The organism is Streptomyces sp. NPDC018693 (assembly GCF_044391385.1).
In the GTDB taxonomy this organism is placed as follows: Bacteria; Actinomycetota; Actinomycetes; order Streptomycetales; family Streptomycetaceae; genus Streptomyces.
The window spans coordinates 101,762-124,021 of sequence record NZ_JBIRZZ010000019.1 but is presented as its reverse complement, the minus strand read 5'-3'; the positions used below and the strand labels follow the sequence as shown (position 1 = coordinate 124,021).

Annotated in this window: 15 protein-coding genes and 1 riboswitch; of the genes, 6 read left to right on the top strand and 9 right to left on the bottom strand. The window is 72.1% G+C overall.

The window, feature by feature from the left end:
- Positions 1 to 24: 24 nt before the first annotated feature.
- Complete coding sequence (locus ACH5AC_RS33650) at positions 25 to 3,417, bottom strand: GNAT family N-acetyltransferase (RefSeq protein ID WP_398866083.1); 3,393 nt, start codon at positions 3,415 to 3,417, stop codon at positions 25 to 27.
- Between the two features lie 179 nt (positions 3,418 to 3,596).
- On the opposite strand from ACH5AC_RS33650, the gene ACH5AC_RS33645 reads away from it, so the two are divergent.
- Positions 3,597 to 3,878 carry an HPr family phosphocarrier protein gene (locus ACH5AC_RS33645; protein WP_398866082.1) on the top strand — a complete coding sequence of 94 codons (282 nt, stop codon included), beginning with the start codon at positions 3,597 to 3,599 and terminating at the stop codon, positions 3,876 to 3,878.
- A gap of 204 nt (positions 3,879 to 4,082) precedes the next feature.
- Here the strand turns inward: ACH5AC_RS33645 and ACH5AC_RS33640 are convergent, their stop codons facing one another.
- From ACH5AC_RS33640 to ACH5AC_RS33625, 4 genes are all read right to left on the bottom strand, one after another.
- Positions 4,083 to 4,778 (bottom strand): GntR family transcriptional regulator, encoded by a 696-nt coding sequence (locus ACH5AC_RS33640; RefSeq protein ID WP_398866081.1) that lies wholly within the window; start codon positions 4,776 to 4,778, stop codon positions 4,083 to 4,085.
- Between the two features lie 189 nt (positions 4,779 to 4,967).
- The gene (locus ACH5AC_RS33635; protein WP_398866080.1) at positions 4,968 to 5,708 is read right to left on the bottom strand and encodes a M23 family metallopeptidase; all 741 of its coding nucleotides are present in this window, start codon (positions 5,706 to 5,708) and stop codon (positions 4,968 to 4,970) included.
- Positions 5,709 to 5,721: 13 nt separating this feature from the next.
- A riboswitch (cyclic di-AMP (ydaO/yuaA leader) is annotated at positions 5,722 to 5,888 on the bottom strand.
- 200 nt (positions 5,889 to 6,088) lie between these two features.
- A complete protein-coding gene (locus tag ACH5AC_RS33630) occupies positions 6,089 to 7,477 on the bottom strand; it encodes a M16 family metallopeptidase (RefSeq protein WP_398866078.1) in 1,389 nt (462 codons plus the stop codon).
- The gene (locus tag ACH5AC_RS33625) at positions 7,474 to 8,865 is read right to left on the bottom strand and encodes a M16 family metallopeptidase (protein WP_398866077.1); all 1,392 of its coding nucleotides are present in this window, start codon (positions 8,863 to 8,865) and stop codon (positions 7,474 to 7,476) included. Before ACH5AC_RS33625 ends, ACH5AC_RS33630 begins: the two co-directional genes overlap by 4 nt.
- 268 nt (positions 8,866 to 9,133) lie before the next feature.
- Between ACH5AC_RS33625 and ACH5AC_RS33620 the strand changes: the two genes are divergently transcribed.
- Positions 9,134 to 11,590: a DNA topoisomerase (ATP-hydrolyzing) subunit A gene (locus ACH5AC_RS33620; RefSeq protein ID WP_398866076.1), complete on the top strand. Its 2,457-nt coding sequence runs from the start codon at positions 9,134 to 9,136 to the stop codon at positions 11,588 to 11,590.
- On the opposite strand, the gene ACH5AC_RS33615 is transcribed toward ACH5AC_RS33620, so the two are convergent.
- The gene (locus ACH5AC_RS33615) at positions 11,587 to 12,648 is read right to left on the bottom strand and encodes a CobW family GTP-binding protein (protein WP_398866075.1); all 1,062 of its coding nucleotides are present in this window, start codon (positions 12,646 to 12,648) and stop codon (positions 11,587 to 11,589) included. The two genes, ACH5AC_RS33620 and ACH5AC_RS33615, sit on opposite strands and share 4 nt — an antisense overlap.
- 147 nt (positions 12,649 to 12,795) lie before the next feature.
- On the opposite strand from ACH5AC_RS33615, the gene ACH5AC_RS33610 reads away from it, so the two are divergent.
- From ACH5AC_RS33610 to ACH5AC_RS33595, 4 genes are all read left to right on the top strand, one after another.
- The gene (locus tag ACH5AC_RS33610; RefSeq protein ID WP_398866074.1) at positions 12,796 to 14,058 is read left to right on the top strand and encodes a citrate synthase; all 1,263 of its coding nucleotides are present in this window, start codon (positions 12,796 to 12,798) and stop codon (positions 14,056 to 14,058) included.
- A gap of 89 nt (positions 14,059 to 14,147) precedes the next feature.
- Complete coding sequence (locus ACH5AC_RS33605) at positions 14,148 to 15,092, top strand: sucrase ferredoxin (RefSeq protein WP_398866073.1); 945 nt, start codon at positions 14,148 to 14,150, stop codon at positions 15,090 to 15,092.
- Between the two features lie 136 nt (positions 15,093 to 15,228).
- A complete protein-coding gene (locus ACH5AC_RS33600; protein ID WP_398866072.1) occupies positions 15,229 to 16,896 on the top strand; it encodes an ATP-binding protein in 1,668 nt (555 codons plus the stop codon).
- Positions 16,896 to 17,576: a response regulator gene (locus tag ACH5AC_RS33595; RefSeq protein ID WP_398866070.1), complete on the top strand. Its 681-nt coding sequence runs from the start codon at positions 16,896 to 16,898 to the stop codon at positions 17,574 to 17,576. The genes ACH5AC_RS33600 and ACH5AC_RS33595 overlap by 1 nt, the downstream gene beginning before the upstream one ends.
- 82 nt (positions 17,577 to 17,658) lie before the next feature.
- Here the strand turns inward: ACH5AC_RS33595 and ACH5AC_RS33590 are convergent, their stop codons facing one another.
- The 3 genes from ACH5AC_RS33590 to ACH5AC_RS33580 all read right to left on the bottom strand — a co-directional run bounded on the left by ACH5AC_RS33590 (position 17,659) and on the right by ACH5AC_RS33580 (position 22,088).
- Positions 17,659 to 19,254, bottom strand: a complete 1,596-nt coding sequence (locus tag ACH5AC_RS33590) for a cation acetate symporter (RefSeq protein ID WP_398866069.1) — start codon at positions 19,252 to 19,254, stop codon at positions 17,659 to 17,661.
- Complete coding sequence (locus ACH5AC_RS33585; RefSeq protein WP_398866068.1) at positions 19,251 to 19,811, bottom strand: DUF485 domain-containing protein; 561 nt, start codon at positions 19,809 to 19,811, stop codon at positions 19,251 to 19,253. Before ACH5AC_RS33585 ends, ACH5AC_RS33590 begins: the two co-directional genes overlap by 4 nt.
- A 153-nt stretch (positions 19,812 to 19,964) precedes the next feature.
- Positions 19,965 to 22,088: a type IIA DNA topoisomerase subunit B gene (locus ACH5AC_RS33580; protein ID WP_398866067.1), complete on the bottom strand. Its 2,124-nt coding sequence runs from the start codon at positions 22,086 to 22,088 to the stop codon at positions 19,965 to 19,967.
- Positions 22,089 to 22,260 lie beyond the last annotated feature (172 nt).

Below are 22,260 nucleotides of genomic sequence, written 5' to 3'. Positions count from 1 at the left end.
TGCGAGGGACCGCTTGCGCCGGTCTCAGTACAGCGGGAGGGTCCGCGGTCCGAGGTCGTCGCGGGCGGGCGGCGGGGCGAGGCGTACGGACGCGCCGAGGACGCTCAGGCCGTGCGGGGCGACGACGACCGGCTCCAGGGTGACCGCGACGACCTCGGGGTGGTCGTCGACCAGGCGGGACACGCGCACCAGCAGCTCCTCCAGGGCGGGGGTGTCGACGGGCGTCGAGCCGCGCCAGCCGAACAGGAGCGGGGCTGTCCGGATCGACCGGATCAGGGAGGTGGCGTCCCGGTCGGTGACCGGGATCAGGCGGTGCGCCATGTCGCCGAGCAGCTGGGAGGCCGCCCCGGCCAGGCCGAACGAGAGTACGGCCCCGGCCGCCGGGTCGATCACGGCCCGTACGACGGTGTCGACACCGCGCGGGGCCATCGCCTGCACGACCGGCCGCAGCTCCTGAGGCGTTCCGAACAGCTCGGTCAACTCGCCGTACGCCCGTCGCAGTTGCTCCTCGTCCGCGAGATCGAGCCGTACGCCGCCCAGGTCGGCGCGGTGTCGCAGGTGCGGGGCGGTGGCCTTGAGGGCGACGGGGTAGCCGAGGTCGCGGGCGGCCCGTACGGCGTCGTCCGGGGTGCGGGCGAGGATCGCGGGGCGTACGGGGATGCCGTAGCGCCCGAGGAGCTCGCTCGTGGCCTCGGTGCCGAGGGTGAGGCCCTGTCCGCGCGCGAGCAGCCCGTCGATCTGCCGCGCGGCCCCCTTCTCGTCGATGTCCTCGAACTCCGGCACCTTCCCGGGATCCCCGGCCTCCCGCCGCCACTGCGCGTACTTCACGGCCTCGGCCAACGCCCGCACGGCCCGCTCGGCGGCAGGATAGGCGGGGATGAGGCGAGGACTGCCCGCCCGACCGCCATCGGACGACCCCGACTGCTGCACCCCTCCCGCTCCGGCACCGAACGACCCTGCCCCGCCCCCGACGGAGGACGGCCTTCCCTCGACTCCGACGGACGACGCCCCTGCCCCGGTCCCGACGACGGACGCCCCTCCCCCGGCCCCCGCAGCCGACGCCCCGCCCTCGGCCCCGACAGCAGACGCCCCGCCCCCGGCACCAACGGAGGACGACCCTGACCCAGCCCCGACGATGGACGCCTCTGCCCCAGACCCCGCAGCGGACGGCCCGCCCTCGGCCCCGACGACGGACGACCCTGACCCGGTCCGGACAGCGGACGGCCCTGACCCGGAACCCCCTGTCGTCGGTTCCCCTCCGGCTGCCACGGCGGACGGCCCTGCTTCGCCCGCTCCTGCGTCGGCCGCGCTCGCTTCCGCGCCCGCGGTGGACGGGGCGGCCTCCTCTCCCGCTCCCGAGGTGGACGGCCTTGCCTCCGCCTCCGCGCCCGCAGTGGACGACCCGGCCTCCACCTCGGCGCCCGCGCCCGTTCCCGCACTGGACGGCCCCGCTCCCGCGGTGGGCAGTCGTTCCGCAGGGCGGAACGGGTGGGCACCGCCCGCAGCGCCGGGTGACTTGGCATCGGGCTGTGGTGGCCCTCCCTTCGCGCCGGCCTGCGGTGCCGTGCTCGCCGCCGCCGACAACGCCCCCGCGAGCCCGCCCAGCTCCACGTGCACCACGAGCACCGGCTTCCCCGGCACCTCCTCGGCCGCCGACCGCAGCGCCTCCGCCAGCTCCGCGTCCCCCGGCGACGCCTCCCCGATCGCCGGTATCGCGGTCACCACGACCGCGTCGCACATGTCGTCGGCCAACGCACGCGACAGCGCCGCGTGGAAGTCGCCCGCCGACGCCTGCGTCGTCAGGTCCTGCGGCGGCTGGGGCCGCAGCCCGGCGGCGAGGCAGGCGTCGTACGTCAGCACCCCGAGCGACTCGGAGTTGCCCAGGATCGCCACGCGCGGCCCGGCGGGCAGCGGCTGCCGGGCGAGCAGCAGCCCCGTGTCGACGAGCTCCGTGATGGTGTCGACGCGGATCACACCGGCCTGCCTGAGCAGCGCGGACACCGTCGCGTGCGGCAGCCGTGTCGCCCGTACCGCGTGCCCCTGCGGCGCGGCGCCCTGCACGACGACAAGGGGCTTGGCCGCGGCCGTACGCCGGGCGAGGCGGGTGAACTTGCGCGGGTTGCCGATGGACTCCAGGTACATCAGGACGACGTCGGTGTCCGGGTCGTCGTACCAGTACTGCAGGACGTCGTTGCCGGAGACGTCCGCGCGGTTGCCGGAGGAGACGAAGGTCGACACGCCCGTGACGCCGGTGACGCCCCCGCCGCGCCGGTGCAGACGGGAGAGCAGGGCGATGCCGATGGCGCCGGACTGGGCGAACAGGCCGATCCGGCCGGGCCGGGGCAGCTCGGGGGCGAGGGAGGCGTTGAGGCTGACCTCGGGGGAGGTGTTGACGACGCCGAAGGCGTTGGGGCCGATGATCCGCATCCCGTACGCGCGCGCGTGCCGGACCAGCGCGCGCTGGCGCTCGCGGCCCTCGGGCCCGCTCTCGGCGTACCCGGCGGACACCACGACGAGCCCCTGCACGCCGTGCTCGCCGCACTCGGTGACGACCTCGGGCACATGCTCGGCGGGAACGGCGACGACGGCGAGGTCGACGGGGCCGTCGACCTCACGCACCGAGCGGTGGGCGGGCACGCCGTCGAGTTCCTTGAGGTTCTCGGGGAATGCCTTGTTCACGGCGTACAGGCGGCCGGTGAAGCCCGCCTCCCTGATGTTGCCGAGGATGCCGCGCCCCACGCCACCGGGCGCGCGGCCGGTGCCGACGACGGCGACCGAGCCGGGCGCGAGCAGCCGCCGCACGGAACGGGCCTCGGCGCGCTGCTCCCGCGCGCGCTGCACGGCGAGGGAGCGCTCGGTCGGTTCGAGATCGAACTCCAGGCGTACGACGCCGTCCTCGAAGCTGCGTTTCTGGGTGTACCCGGCGTCGGTGAACACCTTGATCATCTTGGTGTTGGCGGGCAGCACCTCGGCGGCGAACCGGCGGATGTCCCGCTCGCGGGCGACGGCCGCGATGTGTTCGAGCAGGGCGGAGGCGACCCCGCGACCCTGGTGGGCGTCCTGGACGAGGAAGGCGACCTCGGCCTCGTCGGCGGGCGCGGAGGCGGGCATGCCGTCGGGACCGATGCGGTCATAGCGTACGGTGGCGATGAACTCGCCGCCGATCGTGGCCGCGAGTCCCACCCGGTCCACAAAGTCGTGGTGCGTGAAGCGGTGGACGTCCTTGGCGGACAGGCGCGGGTAGGGCGCGAAGAAGCGGTAGTACTTCGACTCGTCCGACACCTGCTCGTAGAAGCTGACCAGGCGCTCGGCGTCGTCGACGGTGATCGGGCGGATGCGCGCGGTGCCGCCGTCGCGCAGCACCACGTCGGCTTCCCAGTGGGCGGGGTACTCCTGCCGGTCCGGCGCGCTTCGCATGGGGCCCAGAGTACGGCTCGCGTACGACAACGGCGCGGGACAATCTGTGGAGGACGTCCGTCGGGTCTAGGCCGAGGCCCGACGGTCACTCCCCCAGGGGCCGAACGACCCCTGGGGGCACGCGTCACGATGTGGAACACTGGTCTAGACAACCCTGAGAAACTGAAGGGCAGCATCACATGGCTGAGCGCCGCGTCAACGTCGGCTGGGCCGAGGGCCTTCACGCCCGCCCCGCCTCCATCTTCGTCCGGGCCGCCACGGCCGCAGGCGTCCCCGTGACGATCGCCAAGGCCGACGGCACCCCCGTCAACGCGGCCTCCATGCTGGCCGTGCTGGGCCTGGGCGCCCAGGGCGGCGAGGAGATCGTCCTCGCCTCGGACGCCGAGGGTGCGGACGTGGCCCTCGACCGTCTGGCGAAGCTGGTCTCCGAGGGTCTCGAGGAGCTTCCCGAGACCGTCTGAACCCGCCGCGAAGCCGCGTCGCCCGTCATCCCGGGAGGCGCGGCTTCGCCGTTTCCGCACCGCCTCACGGAATTACCCGGGCATACTCGATAACCGGCGTCCGGGCACGCGGAAGACGCGCGCCCTGAAATTCACGGCACGCACGGAAAAGGCAGCACAAATAGGCGTCCACCGAATATGCCCTCTTTGTATACGGCCCTTGTGTTAATGTCGCAGGCCGGACATGTTTACGGGATGTTGCGAAGTCCTCACACGGTCCGCGCGATCGCCGCCGCCGGAAAAGCGCAACCGGTGCGCGAGGTTCGCTCGCTCGGTGTGCAGCGCCGTGACCGCCCGCGCGCGCTCGCCGTCGCCGCGCGCCACCGCGTCCACGATCGCGCCGTGCTCGGCCCAGGCGTCCAGGGGACTGGCGGGGGCCTCCACGGCGTACATCCAGGCGATCTTGTGGCGCAGCTGGGTGAGCGTCGACGTCAGGGCGTGGCTGCCGGTGGCCTGGGCGAGCGTCTCGTGGAACCAGCCGCCCAGGGAGCGCAGATCCTCGCTGTTGCCCCGTCTGGCCCGCTCCTGTCCGAGCCGGACGAGCCCGCGCAGCACCTTCAGATGCGCCTCGGTACGCCGCTGGGCGGCCCGCGCGGCACCGAGCGGCTCCAGCAGCATGCGCATCTCCAGCAGGTCGGCGGCCTCCTGCTCGGTCGGTTCCGCGACGCACGCGCCCGCGTGCCGCCGGGTGACGACGAACCCCTCCGCCTCCAGGGTGCGCAGCGCCTCCCGCACGGGAACGCGGGAGACGCCGTAGCGGCGGGCGAGGAGTTCCTCGGTGAGCCGGCTGCCACGCTCGTAGACACCCGCGACGATGTCGTCCCGGATGGCCGTGCACACCGAGTGCGCCGGAATGCGCATGACCGACCTCCGCATTAATCCCCGTGAAACGTCGACGATTGACGTTGTGTTGAGCGACTCTAATGCAATGAGCCGCAATTTCCGATGGCGGGCCGGAATCCATGGATATTTTTTGGACAGCGGCGCATCCGAAACGACGAAAGCCCCGGCTCGGTGAGCCGGGGCCGTACGCGATGTCGCCGCGGGGCGTCAGACGTTCACGCCGTGCTTGCGGAGGTAGGCGACGGGGTCGATGTCCGAGCCGTACTCCGGGGTGGTGCGGGCCTCGAAGTGCAGGTGCGGTCCGGTGACGTTGCCGGTCGCGCCGGACAGGCCGATCCGCTGGCCGGGGACGACCTGCTGGCCGACCGACACACCGACGGACGACAGGTGGCCGTACTGGGTGTACGCGCCGTCGTTCATGCGGATCACGATCTGGTAGCCGTAGGCGCCGCCCCAGCCGGCCTCGACGACGGTGCCGGAGCCGACCGCGTGCACGGGTGTACCGCTCCCCGCGTGGAAGTCGACGCCGGTGTGGCTGCCGGAGGACCACACGGCGCCGCCCGCGCGGTAGCTGGTGGAGACATAGGAGCCGGTGACCGGCGGGACGAAGGCGTTGAGGCGTCGGCGCTCGGCCTCGCGCGCGGCACGGGCCTTGGCCTCTCGCTCCGCCTTGGCCTTGGCGGCCGCCCTCTGGCGCGCCTCCTCGACCTCTGCGGCCCGCTGCTGCGCCGCGGCCTGGTCCTCTATCTGCTCCGCCACGGCGTCGTTCACCGTGACGACGGGGATGAACCCGGTCTGCTCGGCGGAGGTCTCGGCGGCGAGGGCGGGGCTGGTCACGGTGGCCATGACGCCGGTGGTGGTGAGCGCCGCGACGCCCGCCGCGCGGGCCGTGCCGCGCTGCAGCCGGCTGGGGCGACGGTGCTTCCCGGTGGCGCAGGTGAACGCCATGAAGTCGAGCGGTCCTTTCCTTCCCTCTCGCCTACCGGGTTAGCTGACGGGTTCGGAGCAGGAAGGTCTCCTACGGACCCCCTCACTACCGCGCGGGCGTCCGATTCACCCCAGGGACTGCCGATTTGGGTCCCCGGCTCCCCTGGCTCGCGCCGTACGGGGACTCGGCGATGGCTGTCCGGTGCCGCGGGCGCGGCGCACTGCCTGACGAACAGCCCGGACGACGCTAGAGGGGCCCGCCTTCGATTCCCAAACGGAACGGGGCTTTTGTAGCGCATCCCACAGGGCAGACAGGCAATCTCTCTCCCAATTCGGACATGGCGGGGCCCTGGTGACGCTTCGGTACACCAGGGCCCCACGCGCGCGTGCGTCGTTCGCGGCTACTCCGCCGGTACGACCTTCACCTCGCCGATACCGAGGGCCTCGACCGGCTCCTTGATCTGCGCGGCGTCGCCCACCAGGACGGTCACCAGGCGGTCCACCGGGAAGGCGCTCACGGCGGCGGCGGTGGCCTCGACCGTGCCGGTGGCGGCGAGCTGCTGGTAGAGCGTCGCCTGGTAGTCGTCGGGCAGGTGCTGCTCGACCTGGTCGGCCAGCGTGCCGGCGACGGCGGCGGCGGTCTCGTACTTCAGCGGGGCCACCCCGACGAGGTTCTGCACGGCGACGTCGCGCTCGGCGTCGGTCAGACCCTCCGCGGCGAGGGTGCGCAGCACCGCCCACAGGTCCGCCAGGGCGGGACCGGTGTTGGGGGTGTCGACCGAGCCGCTGATGGCGAGCATCGCCGCACCCGAACCGTCGGGGGCGGAGCGCAGCACCTGGCCGAAGGCGCGCACGCCGTAGGTGTAGCCCTTCTCCTCGCGCAGCACGCGGTCCAGGCGGGAGGTGAGGGTGCCGCCCAGGCAGTACGTGCCGAGCACCTGGGCGGGCCACACGCGGTCGTGCCGGTCGGGGCCGACGCGGCCGATGAGCAGCTGTGTCTGGACGGCGCCGGGACGGTCCACGATGATCACCCGTCCGGTGTCGTCGGCGGTCACCGGCGGCACCGGGCGCGGTGTGGCCGCGGAGCCCGTCCAACTGCCCAGGGTCTCGCCGAGGAGCGCGGGCAGGTCGACGCCGGTGAGGTCGCCGACGACCACGGCGGTGGCCGTGGCGGGGCGGACGTGCCGGTCGTAGAAGGCGCGGACGGCGCCGGAATCGATGGCCTCGACCGTCTCCGCGGTCCCCTGGCGCGGGCGCGACATGCGGGCGTCGGCCGGGAACAGCTCCTTGGAGAGTTCCTTGGCGGCGCGCCGGGACGGGTTGGCCAGCTCGTGCGGGATCTCGTCGAGGCGGTTGCGCACCAGGCGCTCGATCTCGCTGTCGGCGAACGCGGGCGCCCTGAGGGCGTCGGCGAGCAGCCCGAGCCCCTTGGGCAGGCGTGAGACCGGTACCTCCAGGCTGAGCCGGACGCCGGGGTGGTCGGCGTGCGCGTCGAGGGTGGCGCCGCAGCGCTCCAGCTCGGCGGCGAACTCCTCGGCGGAGTACTTGTCGGTGCCCTCGGAGAAGGCCCGCGCCATGATCGTGGCGACGCCGTCGAGGCCGGCCGGCTCGGCTTCCAGGGGCGCGTCCAGGAGGACCTCGACGGCGACGAGCTGCTGGCCGGGGCGGTGGCAGTGCAGCACGGTCAGGCCGTTGTCCAGCGTGCCGCGCTCGGGGGCCGGGAACGCCCAGGGCTTGGCCTCGCCCGCCCGCGGCTGGGGGTGGAACTCCATCGTGGCGAGCTCGGTCACTTGGCCCTCTCCTCATGGTCGTCGGCTTCCACGGTGGCCGCGGACTCCGGGTCTTCGGTGCCCGCCACGTCCTCGACGTGCTCCGGGGCGAGCGGCTCGTAGACGAGCACCGCGCGGTTGTCGGGGCGCAGGCGGGCCTGGGCGACCTCCCGCACCTCCTCCGGCGTGATCTCCAGCACGCGCTGGACGGCGGTCAGGGCGAGCTGCGGGTCGCCGAACAGCACGGCGAACCGGCACAGTTCGTCGGCGCGGCCGGCGACCGTGCCGAGCCGGTCCAGCCACTCGCGCTCCAACTGGGCCTGCGCCCGCTCCATTTCCTCGGCGGTGGGGCCCTCCTCGGCGAACCGGGCGAGCTCCTCGTCGATGGCGGCCTCGATGACCGGCACCTCGACGTCCCCGGAGGTCTTCACGTCCAGCCAGCCCAGGGAGGGCGCCCCGGCGAGCCGCAGCAGGCCGAAGCCCGCCGCGACGGCCGTACGGTCGCGTCGTACGAGCCGGTTGTACAGGCGGGAGGACTCGCCGCCGCCGAGGACGGTCAGGGCGAGGTCGGCCGCGTCGCACGCGCGCGTGCCGTCGCTCGGCAGGCGGTAGGCGGCCATCAGGGCGCGGGCCGGGACCTCCTCCTCGACGACCTCGCGCAGTTCCTCGCCGATGACGTCGGGCAGCGAGCCGTCACGCGGCGTGGGCTTGCCGTCGTGCGCGGGGATGGAGCCGAAGTACTTCTCGACCCAGGCGAGCGTCTGCTCGGGGTCGATGTCGCCGACGACGGACAGGACGGCGTTGTTGGGCGCGTAGTAGGTACGGAAGAACGCGCGCGCGTCCTCCAGGGTCGCCGCGTCCAGGTCGGCCATGGAGCCGATCGGCGTGTGGTGGTAGGGGTGGCCGTCCGGGTAGACCAGTGCGGTCAGCTTCTCGAACGCCGTGCCGTAGGGGACGTTGTCGTAGCGCTGGCGGCGCTCGTTCTTGACGACGTCGCGCTGGTTCTCCATGGACTCGTCGTCCAGGGCGGTGAGCAGGGAGCCCATGCGGTCGGCCTCCAGCCAGAGGGCGAGCTCCAGCTGGTGCGCGGGCATGGTCTCGAAGTAGTTGGTGCGCTCGAAGCTGGTGGTGCCGTTGAGGGAGCCGCCGGCGCCCTGCACCAGCTCGAAGTGGCCGTTGCCCTTGACCTGGGCGGAGCCCTGGAACATCAGGTGCTCGAAAAGGTGAGCCAGGCCGGTACGTCCCTTGACTTCGTGGCGCGAACCGACGTCGTACCAGAGGCACACCGCCGCGACGGGGGTCAGGTGGTCCTCGGAGAGCACCACGCGCAGGCCGTTGGCCAGGCGGTGCTCGGTCGCTGTCAGGCCCCCGGAGCCTGCCTGGGCTGTGGCCGTGTGACCCATGGGCATGTACGTCCCTTCGATCGCGGACGCGGTCGTCGAACCGCGGATTTCCTGCCGGTCCTGTCACTGTATGCAAGCGTGCGGACGGTCGGCGAAGTTCCCGCGGGACGTACGCCGAGAGCGGATCGCGTAGCCTGCGGGCAGCCGCGCGGAGGTGATCGCGCTGCGGGGCCGGGACGAGCGTGATCGGGTCCCTGCCCGCGTTGTCAGTGCCGCGGTCCACAATGGTCCGCGTCAGAACCCGTCACACGCTTCAGCAAGGAGCCAGGCAGCGATGGCCCGCCGCAGCACGAAGACCCCGCCGCCCGACGACTCGTACGAGGAGAAGATCCTCGACATCGACGTCGTCGACGAGATGCAGGGCTCCTTCCTCGAGTACGCGTACTCGGTCATCTACTCCCGCGCCCTGCCGGACGCCCGCGACGGGCTCAAGCCCGTGCACCGCCGCATCGTCTACCAGATGAACGAGATGGGCCTGCGCCCCGACCGCGGCTATGTGAAGTGCGCGCGCGTGGTCGGCGAGGTCATGGGCAAGTTGCACCCGCACGGCGACGCGTCGATCTACGACGCCCTGGTGCGGATGGCGCAGCCCTTCTCCATGCGCGTGCCGCTGGTCGACGGCCACGGCAACTTCGGCTCGCTGGGCAATGACGACCCGCCGGCCGCCATGCGGTACACCGAGTGCCGCCAGGCAGCGGCGACCAGCCTGATGACGGAGTCGATCGACGAGGACACGGTCGACTTCACACCGAACTACGACGGCCAGGAGCGGGAGCCGGTGGCGCTGCCCGCCGCCTTCCCGAACCTGCTGGTCAACGGCTCCTCCGGCATCGCGGTCGGCATGGCGACGAACATGCCGCCGCACAACCTGGGCGAGGTCATCGCCGCGGCCCGCCATCTGATCCGCTTCCCGAACGCGGATCTGGACGCCCTGATGAAGCACATCCCGGGCCCCGACCTGCCCACCGGCGGCCGGATCGTCGGCCTGTCCGGCATCCGGGACGCCTACGAGACGGGCCGCGGCACCTTCAAGATCCGCGCCACGGTGTCGATCGAGTCCGTGACGGCCCGCCGCAAGGGTCTGGTGGTCACCGAACTGCCCTTCACCGTCGGCCCCGAGAAGGTCATCGCCAAGATCAAGGATCTGGTCGGCTCGAAGAAGATCCAGGGCATCGCGGACGTCAAGGACCTCACCGACCGGGAGCACGGTCTGCGCCTGGTCATCGAGATCAAGAACGGCTTCGTGCCGGAGGCGGTCCTGGAGCAGCTCTACAAGCTGACGCCGATGGAGGAGTCCTTCGGCATCAACAACGTGGCGCTGGTGGACGGCCAGCCGCTCACACTGGGCCTGAAGGAACTGCTGGAGGTCTACCTCGACCACCGCTTCGACGTGGTGCGCCGCCGCAGCGAGTTCCGCCGTGGCAAGCGCCGCGACCGGCTGCACCTCGTGGAGGGCCTGCTCACCGCGCTCGTCGACATCGACGAGGTGATCCGGCTGATCCGCTCCAGCGAGAACAGCGCGCAGGCCAAGGAACGCCTGATGGAGCGCTTCTCCCTGTCCGAGGTGCAGACCCAGTACATCCTGGACACGCCGCTGCGCCGCCTGACGAAGTACGACCGGATCGAGCTGGAGGCGGAGAAGGAGAAGCTCACCGAGGAGATCGCCGAGCTGACCCGGATCCTGGAGTCGGACACGGAGCTGCGCAAGCTGGTCTCGGCCGAACTCGCGGCGGTGGCCAAGAAGTTCGGCACCGAGCGGCGTACGGTCCTGCTGGAGTCGGCGGGCGCCCCGGCCGCGGCCGTGCCGCTCCAGGTCGCCGACGACCCGTGCCGGGTGCTGCTGTCCTCGACGGGTCTGCTGGCCCGCACGGCGAGCGATGAGCCCTTCGCGGTGGAGGAGGACGCCAGACGCGCCAAGCACGACGTGATCGTCTCGGCGGTGCCGGCCACCGCGCGCGGTGAGGTCGGCGTGGTCACCTCAGCGGGCCGTCTGCTGCGGGTCGACGTCGTCGACCTGCCGCGGCTGCCGGAGACGGCCGCGGCGCCGAACCTCTCGGGCGGTGCCCCGCTGTCGGAGTTCGTCTCCCTGGAGGACGGCGAGAGCGTGGTCTGTCTGACGACGCTCGACGAGTCGTCGCCGGGTCTGGCGCTCGGCACCGAGCAGGGTGTCGTGAAGCGGGTGGTGCCCGACTATCCGGCCAACAAGGAGGAGCTGGAGGTCATCACCCTCAAGGAGGGCGACCGGATCGTCGGCGCGGTCGAGCTGCGCACCGGCGAGGAGGACCTGGTCTTCATCACGGACGACGCGCAGCTGCTGCGCTACCAGGCGTCACAGGTGCGTCCGCAGGGCCGCCCGGCAGGCGGTATGGCGGGCATCAAGCTCGCCGAGGGCGCGAAGGTCATCTCGTTCACGGCCGTCGACCCGGCGGCGGAAGCGGTGGTCTTCACGGTGGCCGGCTCGCGCGGCACGCTGGACGACTCCGTGCAGACCACGGCCAAGCTGACGCCGTTCGACCAGTTCCCGCGCAAGGGCCGGGCGACCGGTGGTGTGCGCTGCCAGCGGTTCCTGAAGGGCGAGGACTGCCTGGCCCTGGCCTGGGCGGGTGCGACGCCGGCGCGCGCCGCGCAGAAGAACGGCGCCCCGGCGGAGCTGCCGGAACTCGACCCGCGCCGGGACGGCTCGGGTGTGTCGCTGCCGAAGACGGTCGCCGTGGTGGCGGGACCGGTCTAGGCCGGCGGCTCCCGGGGGTCCTCCTCGGGATCGCGTACGTAGCGCAGGACGCCCCACATGCCGTGCTCGTCGGCGTGCGGGGCGCCGCTCTTGCACGCCTCCAGCTCCTTGCGGAGCGCGTCGGCGTCGATGCCGGAGCCGATGAGGACGAGCTCGGTGAGGCGTGCGCCGGCGTCCGGCCAGAGCTCGGGGCAGAAGCGCAGGAAGCGTCCGACGGCGTGCACGGCGTACCGGTTGCGGACGTCGTGCGGGCCGAAGTCGACGTAGCCCTTGATCCGGTACAGCCCGTCGGGCCTGCTGTCGAGGAACTCCATCAACCGGCGCGGGTCCAGCGGCACTTCGGAGACGAAGGACACGCTGTCGTAGGCGGTGTGCAGATGGCCGGCGTGGTCGTCGTCCTCGGTGTGGTCGTGCAGGTCGTCGAAGGAGAGCTGCCCGACGCGCTCCTCACCGGGCCGGCAGTCGAAGAGGAACTCGGGGTCGATACGGCCGTAGGTGGCGGGGACGACGGCGGCCCCGGCGGCCAGCGACCGCACCAGCCCGAGCACCCGCTCGCCGTCCTCGGCCCGGTCGAGCTTGTTGACCACCACCAGGTCGGCGAGCGCGAGATGCCGGTCGATCTCGGGATGCCGGCCGCGGGTGTCGTCGAACTCGGCGGCGTCGACGACCTCGACGAGTCCGCCGTAGACGATGCCCGGGTGCTCGCTGGCGAGCAGCATGCGCACGAGTTCCTGGGGCTCGGCGAGTCCGCTGGCCTCGATGACGATGATGTCGATGCCGACGGTGGGGCGGGCGAGCCGCTCCAGGTAGAGGTCCAGTTCACTGGCGTCGACGGCGCAGCACAGACAGCCGTTGCCGAGGGAGACGGTGGAGTCGCCGAGCGCTCCGGCGACGGCCATGGCGTCGATCTCGACGGCGCCGAAGTCGTTGACGATCGCCCCGATCCGGCTGCCGCCGCTGCGGTGCAGCAGATGGTTGAGCAGGGTCGTCTTGCCTGACCCGAGGAATCCGGCGAGTACGACGACCGGGATCTGCTGCGGGCTCTGGCGCTGCGCCAACGTGCGACCCTCTCTCACGACCGCGGATGTGCGTGCCGCCTCAGGATACGAGCCGGGAGGATCACCACGAGGCGTCACTGCACGTACTCAACCCGATGTCCACTGTTGATCCGATCAATGCATGTGTCCTGCCGATAGCGTGACCCCATGCGTGATCACGACCCCGGCCCGGGCCACCCCGAACGACGGCTGAGCACCAAGGAGGCCGCCGAACTGCTCGGCGTGAAGCCCGAGACGGTGTACGCGTACGTCAGCCGCGGTCAGCTCAGCAGCCGTCGGGTGCCCGGCGGCCGGGCCAGCACCTTCGATCCGAAGGAGGTGGAGGCGCTCGCCCGGCGCAACCGGCGGGAGAGCGCGACGGGTCCGGGCTCCGGCGGTGAGCTGTCCGTGCGCACCCGCGTCACGTACATCGGCAGGGACCGGTACTACTACCGGGGTGTCGACGCGACCGAGCTGGCGGCCCGCCACTCCTACGAAGAGGTCGCCGAGTGGCTTTGGACCGGCAGCCTGCGGCCCGGCGTCACCTTCACCGCGCCCGAGTCCTCCGTCGCGGTGGCCCGCCGCGCGGTCGAGGCACTGCCCGAACACACCGGCCCCACCGACCGGTTGCGGGTCGCCGCCATCGCCGCCGGGGCCGCCGACCCGTTGCGCTACGACCTCTCCGAGGGTGCCGTGCTCGGCACCGCGCGCACCCTCATCCCCACCCTGGTCGCCGCGCTGCCGCCGCAGGGCCACGAGCACCGGGACGACGGCCCGCTGGCCCGGCGGCTGTGGGGACGACTGACCGGCCGCGCCGTCGACGAGGCGGCCCTGCACGTCCTGGACACGGCCCTCGGCCTGCTCGTCGACCACGACCTGGCCGCCTCCACCCTCGCGGTCCGGGTCGCCGCGTCGGCCCGCGCGCACGCCTACGCTGCCGTCTCCGCCGGGCTGGGCGTGATCGAGGGGCCCCTGCACGGCGCGGCCAGCGGACTGGCCCACCGGATGCTGCTGGAGGTCCTCGACCAGGGCGACGCGGCCCCGGTGATCGCCGAGGAGCTGAGGGCGGGTCGGCGCATCCCGGGCCTGGGCCACCGGCTCTACCCGGGCGAGGACCCACGCGCGCGTGCCCTGTTCGCCCTTCTGGCGGACATCCCGCGCGCCCAGCCGGCCCTCGCCGCGGCCCAGGACATCGTCGCCACCACGGCCCGCCACGCCCCGCTGCACGCCAATGTCGACCTGGCGCTCGCCGTCCTCACCGCGTCCTGCGGCATGCCGGCCACGGCGGGCGAGACGATCTTCGCCGTCGCCCGCACGGCCGGCTGGATCGCCCACGCCCTGGAGGAGTACGGCGAGCGGCCCCTGCGGATGCGGCCCAGCGGGCACTATGTGGGCCCGCGGCCGCCCCAGCCCCTGCCGTCGTCGGAGTAGCGCGCAGCAAGAGGTGCTAAATCCGCCCGGAGCAGGACACACCGGCCCCCGGAGGTCGCCCTGCGCCAAGTCAGGTTAGGCTCACCTCTGTGAGTACGTGCGCGACCGTCTCGCGGGACCTCGACGAGCCCATTTCCGGAACCGCGGCCATGGCAAGTACCTGGATCCTGCTGGAGCAGCCCGGCCCCTGGGGTGCCGAGGCGCTCATCTCCAGTCACCTGGATCCGGCGGTCGGCCGCGCGCTGAAGCGGGCCGTCAAGGGCACCGGCGTGCGTATCGCGCTCATCCGCCGACCGGGCCGCCACGCGGACTTCGGCACCCCGCCGGTGCGCCGGGTTTTCGCGGCGCACACCGTGCCGGGCCGCGTCTGGCTGCGCAGCGCCTCGACCGGCGATCCGCGCCGGCTGCTGGACCTCGACTTCGGTGCGCTGGAGCGGGGCGACCACCGCTCGTTCGACGCCGTGCTCGGGGGCCGGGCGCACACCGGCGGCCCGCTGGCCCTCGTCTGCACCAACGGCAAGCGGGACCGCTGCTGCGCCCTTCTGGGCCGCCCGCTCGCGGCCGAGCTCGCCGCCTCGGGCGTGGAGGGCGCGTGGGAGGTCACTCATCTGGGCGGTCATCGCTTCTCGCCGACGGTGCTCGTCCTGCCGTACGGATACGCGTACGGCCGCGCCGAGGCGCACATGGTCAAGGAAGTGCTGCACGGCGCCCAGGAGGGACGGATCGTCGTGGAGGGGTGCCGCGGCAGCTCCGCCTGGGAGCGGCCCGGCCAGGCGGCCGAGCTGGCCGTGCGCACAGCGGCCGGTGAGTACGCGGCCGAGGCGCTCAGCGTCGTCGGTACGGTCGGGGGGGCACCGCGCTGGGAAGTGACGGTCGAGCACACGGACGGACGCCGGTGGCGGGTCGTCGTGGCCCATGGTGCCTCCCTTCCGCCGCGCCCGGAGAGCTGCGGGGCGTCGCTCCTGGGTTCACCCGCCCGGATGGACGTCGTCGAGGTGCGTGAACTGACGGCGGCTGCCGCACTGGCGAGTTGACGCCGCCGTAAAGCCCGTCCGGATCACCCAGCAATCAATGGATCCGATCAAGAGATCAAGTGATCCATGTCGCGTCTCAAGAGATCCATGCCACACCCCTACGGCAGATCCGGCCGGTGCACGTACCGTCGTGCCTATGAGCCCCGCTCCCCCCGCACGCCGTCTGCGTCTCGGTCTGCCGCGACGGGCGTTCTCCCAGGTGCTGTTGATGCAGGTGACGATCGCGGCGGGGGTCGCGGTCCTCGCGACCGGACTGTTCCTCGCCCCGCTCAGCGACCAGCTGGACGACCAGGCGATGCGCCGGGCGCTGGCGATCGCACAGACCACCGCGTCGGTGCCGCAGGTCGCCGAGGACCTCCACACCACGCCGCCGACGCCCGACGGCCCCGTGCAGCGGCAGGCGGAGCGCATCCGCAAGGCGAGCGGCGCCGAGTACGTCGTGGTCATGGACCTGGACGGCACGCGCTGGTCGCACACGGATCCCCGGCAGATCGGCGGGCATGTCTCCACCGACCCCAGGCAGGCCCTGGCCGGCAAGGAGGTCATGCAGATCGACACGGGCACCCTGGGCCGCTCGGCACGCGGCAAGGTGCCGCTGCGGGACCACGAGGGCCACATCATCGGGGCGGTGTCCGTGGGCATCGAGTACGACAGCGTCCGCTCGCGGCTGATCCACGCGATCCCCGGCCTGTTCGCGTACGCGGGCGGGGCCCTGGCCGTGGGCGCGCTGGCCGCCTGGCTGATCTCCCGGCGGGTCCAGCGGCAGACCAGGGACCTGGCCTTCTCGGACATCTCGGCGCTGCTCGCGGAGCGTGAGGCGATGCTGCACGGCATCCGGGAGGGTGTCGTCGCCCTCGACCGGTCCGGCAGGGTCCGCCTGCTCAACGACGAGGCGCAGCGTCTGCTGGGCATCGGGGACGAGGCGGTGGGCCGCTCCCCCGACGAGGCGCTGGGCGAGGGCCGCACGGCCGATGTGCTGGCCGGCCGGGTCGTCGGCACGGACCTGGTGACCGTGCGCGGCCAGCGCGTCCTGGTCGCCAACCGCATGCCAACGGACGACGGCGGCGCCGTGGCCACCCTGCGCGACCGCACCGAACTGGAGCAGCTCGGCCGCGAGCTGGACTCGACGCGCGGTCTGATCGACGCCCTGCGCGCCCAGGACCATGAGCACGCCAACCGCATGCACACGCTTCTCGGGCTGCTGGAGCTGGAGATGTACGACGACGCGGTGGAGTTCGTGGGCGAGGTGGTCGGCGACCACCGGGCCACCGCCGAGCAGGTCACCGAGAAGATCGGGGACCCCCTGCTGGCCGCCCTGCTGGTCGGCAAGGCGACCGTCGCGGCAGAGCGCGGGGTCGCCCTGTGGGTCTCGGACGGCACCCGGCTCCCGGACCGCCTGGTCGACCCGCAGGGCATGGTCACGGTCGTCGGCAACCTGGTCGACAACGCCCTGGACGCCGTCGCCGGCACGCGCCACGCGCGTGTGGAGGTCGAGGCGCACGCCGAGGGACGGACGGCCGTGCTCCGGGTGCGCGACACCGGTCCCGGGATCCCGGCCGACCAGCGTGAGCTGGTCTTCACCGAGGGCTGGTCCACCAAGAAGCCGCCCGCGCACGGCAAGCGCGGTATCGGGCTCTCCCTGGTGCGCAGGCTCGCCGAGCGGCAGGGCGGCAGCGTGTCGGTCGGCGCGGCGGACGGCGGGGGCGCGGAGTTCACCGTGGTCCTGCCCGAGGCCCTGGCCGAACCGGACCCGCGGCCCGCCCTGGCCGCGTCCGCGCGGAGTACCGTCGAGGAGGAGTCCTGATGATCGAGGTCCTGGTCGTGGACGACGACACCAGGGTCGCCCAGGTCAACGCCGCGTACGTGGAGAAGGTCCCGGGCTTCCACGTGGCCGGCGCGGCGCACAGCGCGGCCGACGCGCTGCGGCAGATGGAGCTGCTGCCCCATCTGGACCTGATCCTGCTCGACCACTACCTGCCCGACGAGACGGGCCTGGAGGTCGTCCAGGAGATGCGCCGGCGCGGCCACCAGACCGACGTGATCATGGTGACGGCGGCCCGGGACGTCTCCACGGTCCAGGCGGCGATGCGGCAGGGCGCGCTGCAGTACCTGGTCAAGCCGTTCGCGTTCGGGGGCCTGCGCGCCAAGCTGGAGGCGTACGCGGATCTGCGCCGCACCCTCGACGGCGGCGGTGAGGCCGAACAGGCCGACGTGGACCGCATCTTCGGTGCGCTGTCCGCCCCGTCGGAGCCCGGGCTGCCCAAGGGCCACTCCCCCACCACCGCGGAACTCGTACGGCAGGCCCTGATGAGCGCCGACGGGCCGCTGTCCGCCCAGGAGATCGCCGAGCGCACGGGGGTGAGCCGGCAGACCGCCCAGCGCTATCTGAAGCTCCTGGAGCGCACGGGCCGGGCACGGCTGACCCTCAAGTACGGCGACGCGGGCCGCCCGGAGCACCGTTACGTGTGGGCGACCCGCGCCTGAGGGTACGGCTGGGGCGGGGGTAGGGGCCGTACCCGATCTGGAGTACGCAGCAGGGCCGCGGTTGTCTCGACGGTCGCGTCTCCTACACGGCTCCCGCCCCCGTCAGCGAGCGCACCTCGGTCTCCGCGTGCTTGGCCTCGTCGGCGGCCTCCACCGAGGTGACCGTGCCCAGCCAGCCCGCGAGGAAGCCCAGCGGGATGGACACCAGACCGGGGTTCTGCAGCGGGAACACCTGGAAGTCCACATGCGGCAGGAACGATTCGGGGCTGCCCGACACCACCGGCGACAGCACCACGAGCAGTACGGCCGGGACCAGTCCGCCGTACACCGCCCAGACGGCGCCGCGTGTGGTGAAGTTCCGCCAGAACAACGAGTAGAGCAGGACGGGCAGGTTCGCGGACGCGGCGACCGCGAAGGCGAGGCCCACCAGGAAGGCGACGTTGAGGTCGCGGGCCAGCAGGCCCAGGCCGATCGCGGCCGCGCCGATGCCGACGGCGGCGACCCTGGCCACGGCGACCTCGCTGCGGGGGGTGCTCCGGCGCCGACGCCGGAGCGACGCGTACAGGTCGTGGGCCACGGACGCCGAGGAGGCGAGGGTGATCCCGGCGACGACCGCGAGGATCGTGGCGAAGGCGACGGCCGCCACCACCGCGAACAGAACCGTTCCGCCGGTGGAGTCCGCACCGCCGCCCAGGTCGAGCGCCAGCAGGGGAACGGCCGTGTTCCCGGCCGCGTTGGAGCCGCGCACGGTGTCGGGGCCGACGATCGCCGCCGCGCCGAAGCCGAGCACGATCGTCATCAGGTAGAAGCCGCCGATCAGCCCGATCGACCACACCACCGAACGCCGTGCGGCGCGCGCGGTCGGCACGGTGTAGAAGCGGGACAGGATGTGCGGCAGACCGGCCGTGCCCAGCACCAGCGCCAGGCCCAGGCTGATGAAGTCGAAGCGCGCGGTCCAGTCCTCGCCGTACTTCAGGCCCGGGGCCAGGAAGGCGTCCCCGTGGCCGCTGCGCTCGGCGGCCGTGAGCAGCAGCCGGTCGAAGTCGCCGTGGAAGCGCGCCAGGACGAGCACGGTCAGCGCGATGGTGCCGCCGAGCAGCAGCACCGCCTTGACGATCTGGATCCAGGTGGTGGCCCGCATCCCTCCCAACGACACATAGATCACCATGAGCGCACCGACCCCGACGACGGTCCAGCACTGCGCCGCCGCGCTCGTACGCCCCAGCAGCAGCGCGACCAGGCTGCCCGCTCCCACCATCTGCGCCACCAGATAGAGAACGGACACGGTGACCGAGGAGGTTCCCGCCGCGATCCGGACCGGCCGCTCGCTCATCCGTGCCGCGACCACGTCGGCCAGCGTGAACTTTCCGCAGTTGCGCACCAGTTCGGCGACCAGGAACAGCACCACCAGCCAGGCGACGAGGAAGCCGACCGAGTAGAGCAGCCCGTCGTAGCCGAAGAGCGCGATGAGCCCGGAGATGCCGAGGAAGGAGGCGGCGGACATGTAGTCGCCCGCGATGGCAAAACCATTCTCCATCGGCGAGAACAACCGCCCGCCGGCATAGAACTCCTCCGCCGAGCCGTGCCGTTTGCGGCTGACCCAGGTGGTGATCGCCAGCGTGACCGCGATGAAGGCGCTGAACAGCACCAGCGCCAGCGTCTGATGGTCGCCGGTCATGACGCACCGCCCCTCGCCCCGCGCGTCAGCTCCTGGGTGTCCCAGCGCAGTTCGAGCGCCGCACGGTCCCGGCGCAGCCGGGCGTGCCGGGCGTAGGCCCAGGTGAGCAGGAAGGTGGTGAGGAACTGTGCGAGCCCGGCGAGCAGCCCCACGTTCACCGATCCCGCGACGCGGTGCGCCATGAGGCCGGGCGCGGTCGTGGCGGTCACGACGTACGCCACGTACCAGAGGAAGAACCCGGTGGCGGCCGGGATCACAAACCTGCGGTAGCGGCTGCGCACCTCCTGGAAGGCCGCGCTGCGCTGCACCTCCAGGTAGATCTCGGCCACCGCAGGCGCGCCGTCCTCCCGCTCCCGGCGCGCGGCGGGAACCGCTGTCCCGGGGGCGGCGACGGGGCCCGGCTCACCCCAGCCGGCGGCAAGCGCGTCGTACCAGGGGTCGTCGTAGCGCACCTCCCCCTGAGCCCTGGCAGTGGCGGGGGCCCGGCCCCCGTCGTGGTCGCCCGATGTCTCGGGACCGTCCCCGCCGCCGCGAAGACGACCATTGCTGAAGTGCATGCCCAAGGATGGACAGAACGGGAAGATCTCCGACTCTTCTTCCCTGCCCTCTTCACCCCATCAGGTGACGTGACCGCTTGGATCGCCGCAGCCCGGGATTCTTCGCCCCATGAGGGGAGAAACCCGGGCCGCAGGCCGTACGGAGGTTCGGGGTCAGGCGTCGATGCGCGACCGGTCCAGGGTGGCGGCCGAGCTGGAGATGAACTCCTTGCGCGGAGCCACGTCGTTGCCCATGAGCAGGTCGAACACCTGCTCGGCGGCCTCCAGGTCGGAGAGGTTGATACGGCGCAGGGTGCGGTGGCGCGGGTCCATGGTGGTCTCGGCCAGCTGGTCGGCGTCCATCTCGCCCAGACCCTTGTAGCGCTGGATGGAGTCCTTGTACCGGATGCCCTTGCTCTGCAGCTCCATGAGCTTGTCGCGCAGCTCGCGGTCCGAGTACGTGTAGATGTACTTGTTCTGGCCCTTCTTCGGCTGGACGATCTCCACGCGGTGCAGCGGCGGCACCGCGGCGAAGACCCGGCCGGCCTCGACCATGGGACGCATGTAGCGCTGGAAGAGGGTCAGCAGCAGGCAGCGGATGTGCGAGCCGTCCACATCGGCGTCGGTCATCATGATGATCTTGCCGTAGCGGGCGGCGTCGATGTCGAAGGTCCGCCCGGAGCCCGCCCCTATGACCTGGATGATCGCGCCGCACTCGGCGTTCTTCAGCATGTCGGTCACGGACGACTTCTGGACGTTGAGGATCTTGCCACGGATCGGCAGCAGCGCCTGGAACTCGGAGTTCCGGGCGAGCTTGGCCGTACCGAGCGCGGAGTCGCCCTCGACGATGAACAGCTCGCTGCGGTCGACGTCGTCACTGCGGCAGTCGGCCAGCTTGGCGGGCAGCGACGAGGACTCCAGGGCGGTCTTGCGGCGCTGCGCGTCCTTGTGCTGGCGGGCCGCGATACGCGTGCGCGCGGCGGCGACCGCCTTCTCCATGACGACACGGGCCTGCGCGGCGGCGTCGCGCTTGGTGGACGTCAGGAACGCCTTGAGCTCCTTGGAGATCACGGTGTTCACGATCCGCCGGGCCGCCGAGGTGCCGAGGACCTCCTTGGTCTGCCCCTCGAACTGCGGCTCGGCGAGGCGGACGGTGACGACGGCGGTGAGGCCCTCCAGAGCGTCGTCCTTGACGATGTCGTCCTCGGCAACGCGCAGCAGCTTCTTGGCGCGCAGCACCTCGTTCATCGTCTTGGCGACGGCCTGCTCGAAGCCGGCGACATGGGTGCCGCCCTTGGGGGTGGCGATGATGTTGACGAACGACTTGACCGTCGTGTCGTAACCGGTCCCCCAGCGCAGGGCGACATCGACGCCGAGTTCGCGTACGACCTCGGTAGGCGTCATATGACCGCGGTCGTCCAGGACGGGGACGGTTTCCTTGAATGTGCCCTGCCCCTGGAAGCGGAGAACGTCGCAGACCGGCTTGTCGGTGGCCAGGTACTCGCAGAACTCACTGATGCCGCCGTCGAAGCGGAAGGACTCCTCGCCCTTGCTGCCGCCCTCGCCGAGACCGAATTCGTCGCGCACGACGATGGTCAGGCCCGGCACCAGGAACGCGGTCTGACGGGCGCGCTGGTGCAGGTTCTCCAGCGAGAGCCTGGCGTCCTTGAGGAAGATCTGGCGGTCGGCCCAGTACCGCACGCGCGTGCCGGTGCGGGTCTTCGGGATCTTCTTGGCCTTGCGCAGCCCGCTCGCCGGCTCGAACCGGGCGTCCGGCCCCGCGGCCGCGAAGGCGCCGGGGACACCGCGCCGGAAGCTGATCGCGTGCGTGTGCCCACCGCGGTCCACCTCGACGTCCAGGCGGGCGGACAGGGCGTTCACGACGGAGGCGCCGACGCCGTGCAGACCGCCGGAGGCGGCGTAGGAGCCACCACCGAACTTGCCGCCGGCGTGCAGCTTTGTCATGACGACCTCGACGCCGGACAGGCCGGTCTTGGGCTCGACGTCGACCGGGATGCCCCGGCCGTTGTCGCGGACCTCCACCGAGGCGTCGTCGTGCAGGACGACCTCGATGTGGTCGCAGTAGCCGCCGAGGGCCTCGTCGACGGAGTTGTCGATGATCTCCCACAGGCAGTGCATCAGCCCGCGGCTGTCGGTGGAGCCGATGTACATACCCGGGCGCTTGCGTACGGCCTCGAGCCCCTCGAGGACGAGCAGGTGCCGCGCGGTGTAGTTGGAACCGTCCCGGTCTGCTCCTGCCAGGAGAGCTGTGGACGGCACGGACGTCTCGGCGGTCACGCGGTTCGCTCCTCGCTGAATTTCAGGTGGGGCCCTGCTGGGTAAGGGCGCGGCGTCGGTTGCCGCTCCGAGGGTACCGATGCCTGGTAAAGCCGTTGTCACGCCACCCTCTTCCGGACTTCAGACTAGTCCAGAGTCGCATGCGTGTTCGATCCCTCGATGGAGTGAAGTA

Coding starts and splice junctions, on each gene's coding strand:
- ACH5AC_RS33625 (WP_398866077.1), bottom strand. CDS start 8,865: ATGCCCATGGGTCACACGGCCACAGCCCAGGCAGGCTCCGGGGGCCTG.
- ACH5AC_RS33600 (WP_398866072.1), top strand. CDS start 15,229: ATGAGCCCCGCTCCCCCCGCACGCCGTCTGCGTCTCGGTCTGCCGCGA.
- ACH5AC_RS33585 (WP_398866068.1), bottom strand. CDS start 19,811: ATGCACTTCAGCAATGGTCGTCTTCGCGGCGGCGGGGACGGTCCCGAG.
- ACH5AC_RS33610 (WP_398866074.1), top strand. CDS start 12,796: ATGCGTGATCACGACCCCGGCCCGGGCCACCCCGAACGACGGCTGAGC.
- ACH5AC_RS33640 (WP_398866081.1), bottom strand. CDS start 4,778: ATGCGCATTCCGGCGCACTCGGTGTGCACGGCCATCCGGGACGACATC.
- ACH5AC_RS33645 (WP_398866082.1), top strand. CDS start 3,597: ATGGCTGAGCGCCGCGTCAACGTCGGCTGGGCCGAGGGCCTTCACGCC.
- ACH5AC_RS33595 (WP_398866070.1), top strand. CDS start 16,896: ATGATCGAGGTCCTGGTCGTGGACGACGACACCAGGGTCGCCCAGGTC.
- ACH5AC_RS33590 (WP_398866069.1), bottom strand. CDS start 19,254: ATGACCGGCGACCATCAGACGCTGGCGCTGGTGCTGTTCAGCGCCTTC.
- ACH5AC_RS33650 (WP_398866083.1), bottom strand. CDS start 3,417: ATGCGAAGCGCGCCGGACCGGCAGGAGTACCCCGCCCACTGGGAAGCC.
- ACH5AC_RS33635 (WP_398866080.1), bottom strand. CDS start 5,708: ATGGCGTTCACCTGCGCCACCGGGAAGCACCGTCGCCCCAGCCGGCTG.
- ACH5AC_RS33620 (WP_398866076.1), top strand. CDS start 9,134: ATGGCCCGCCGCAGCACGAAGACCCCGCCGCCCGACGACTCGTACGAG.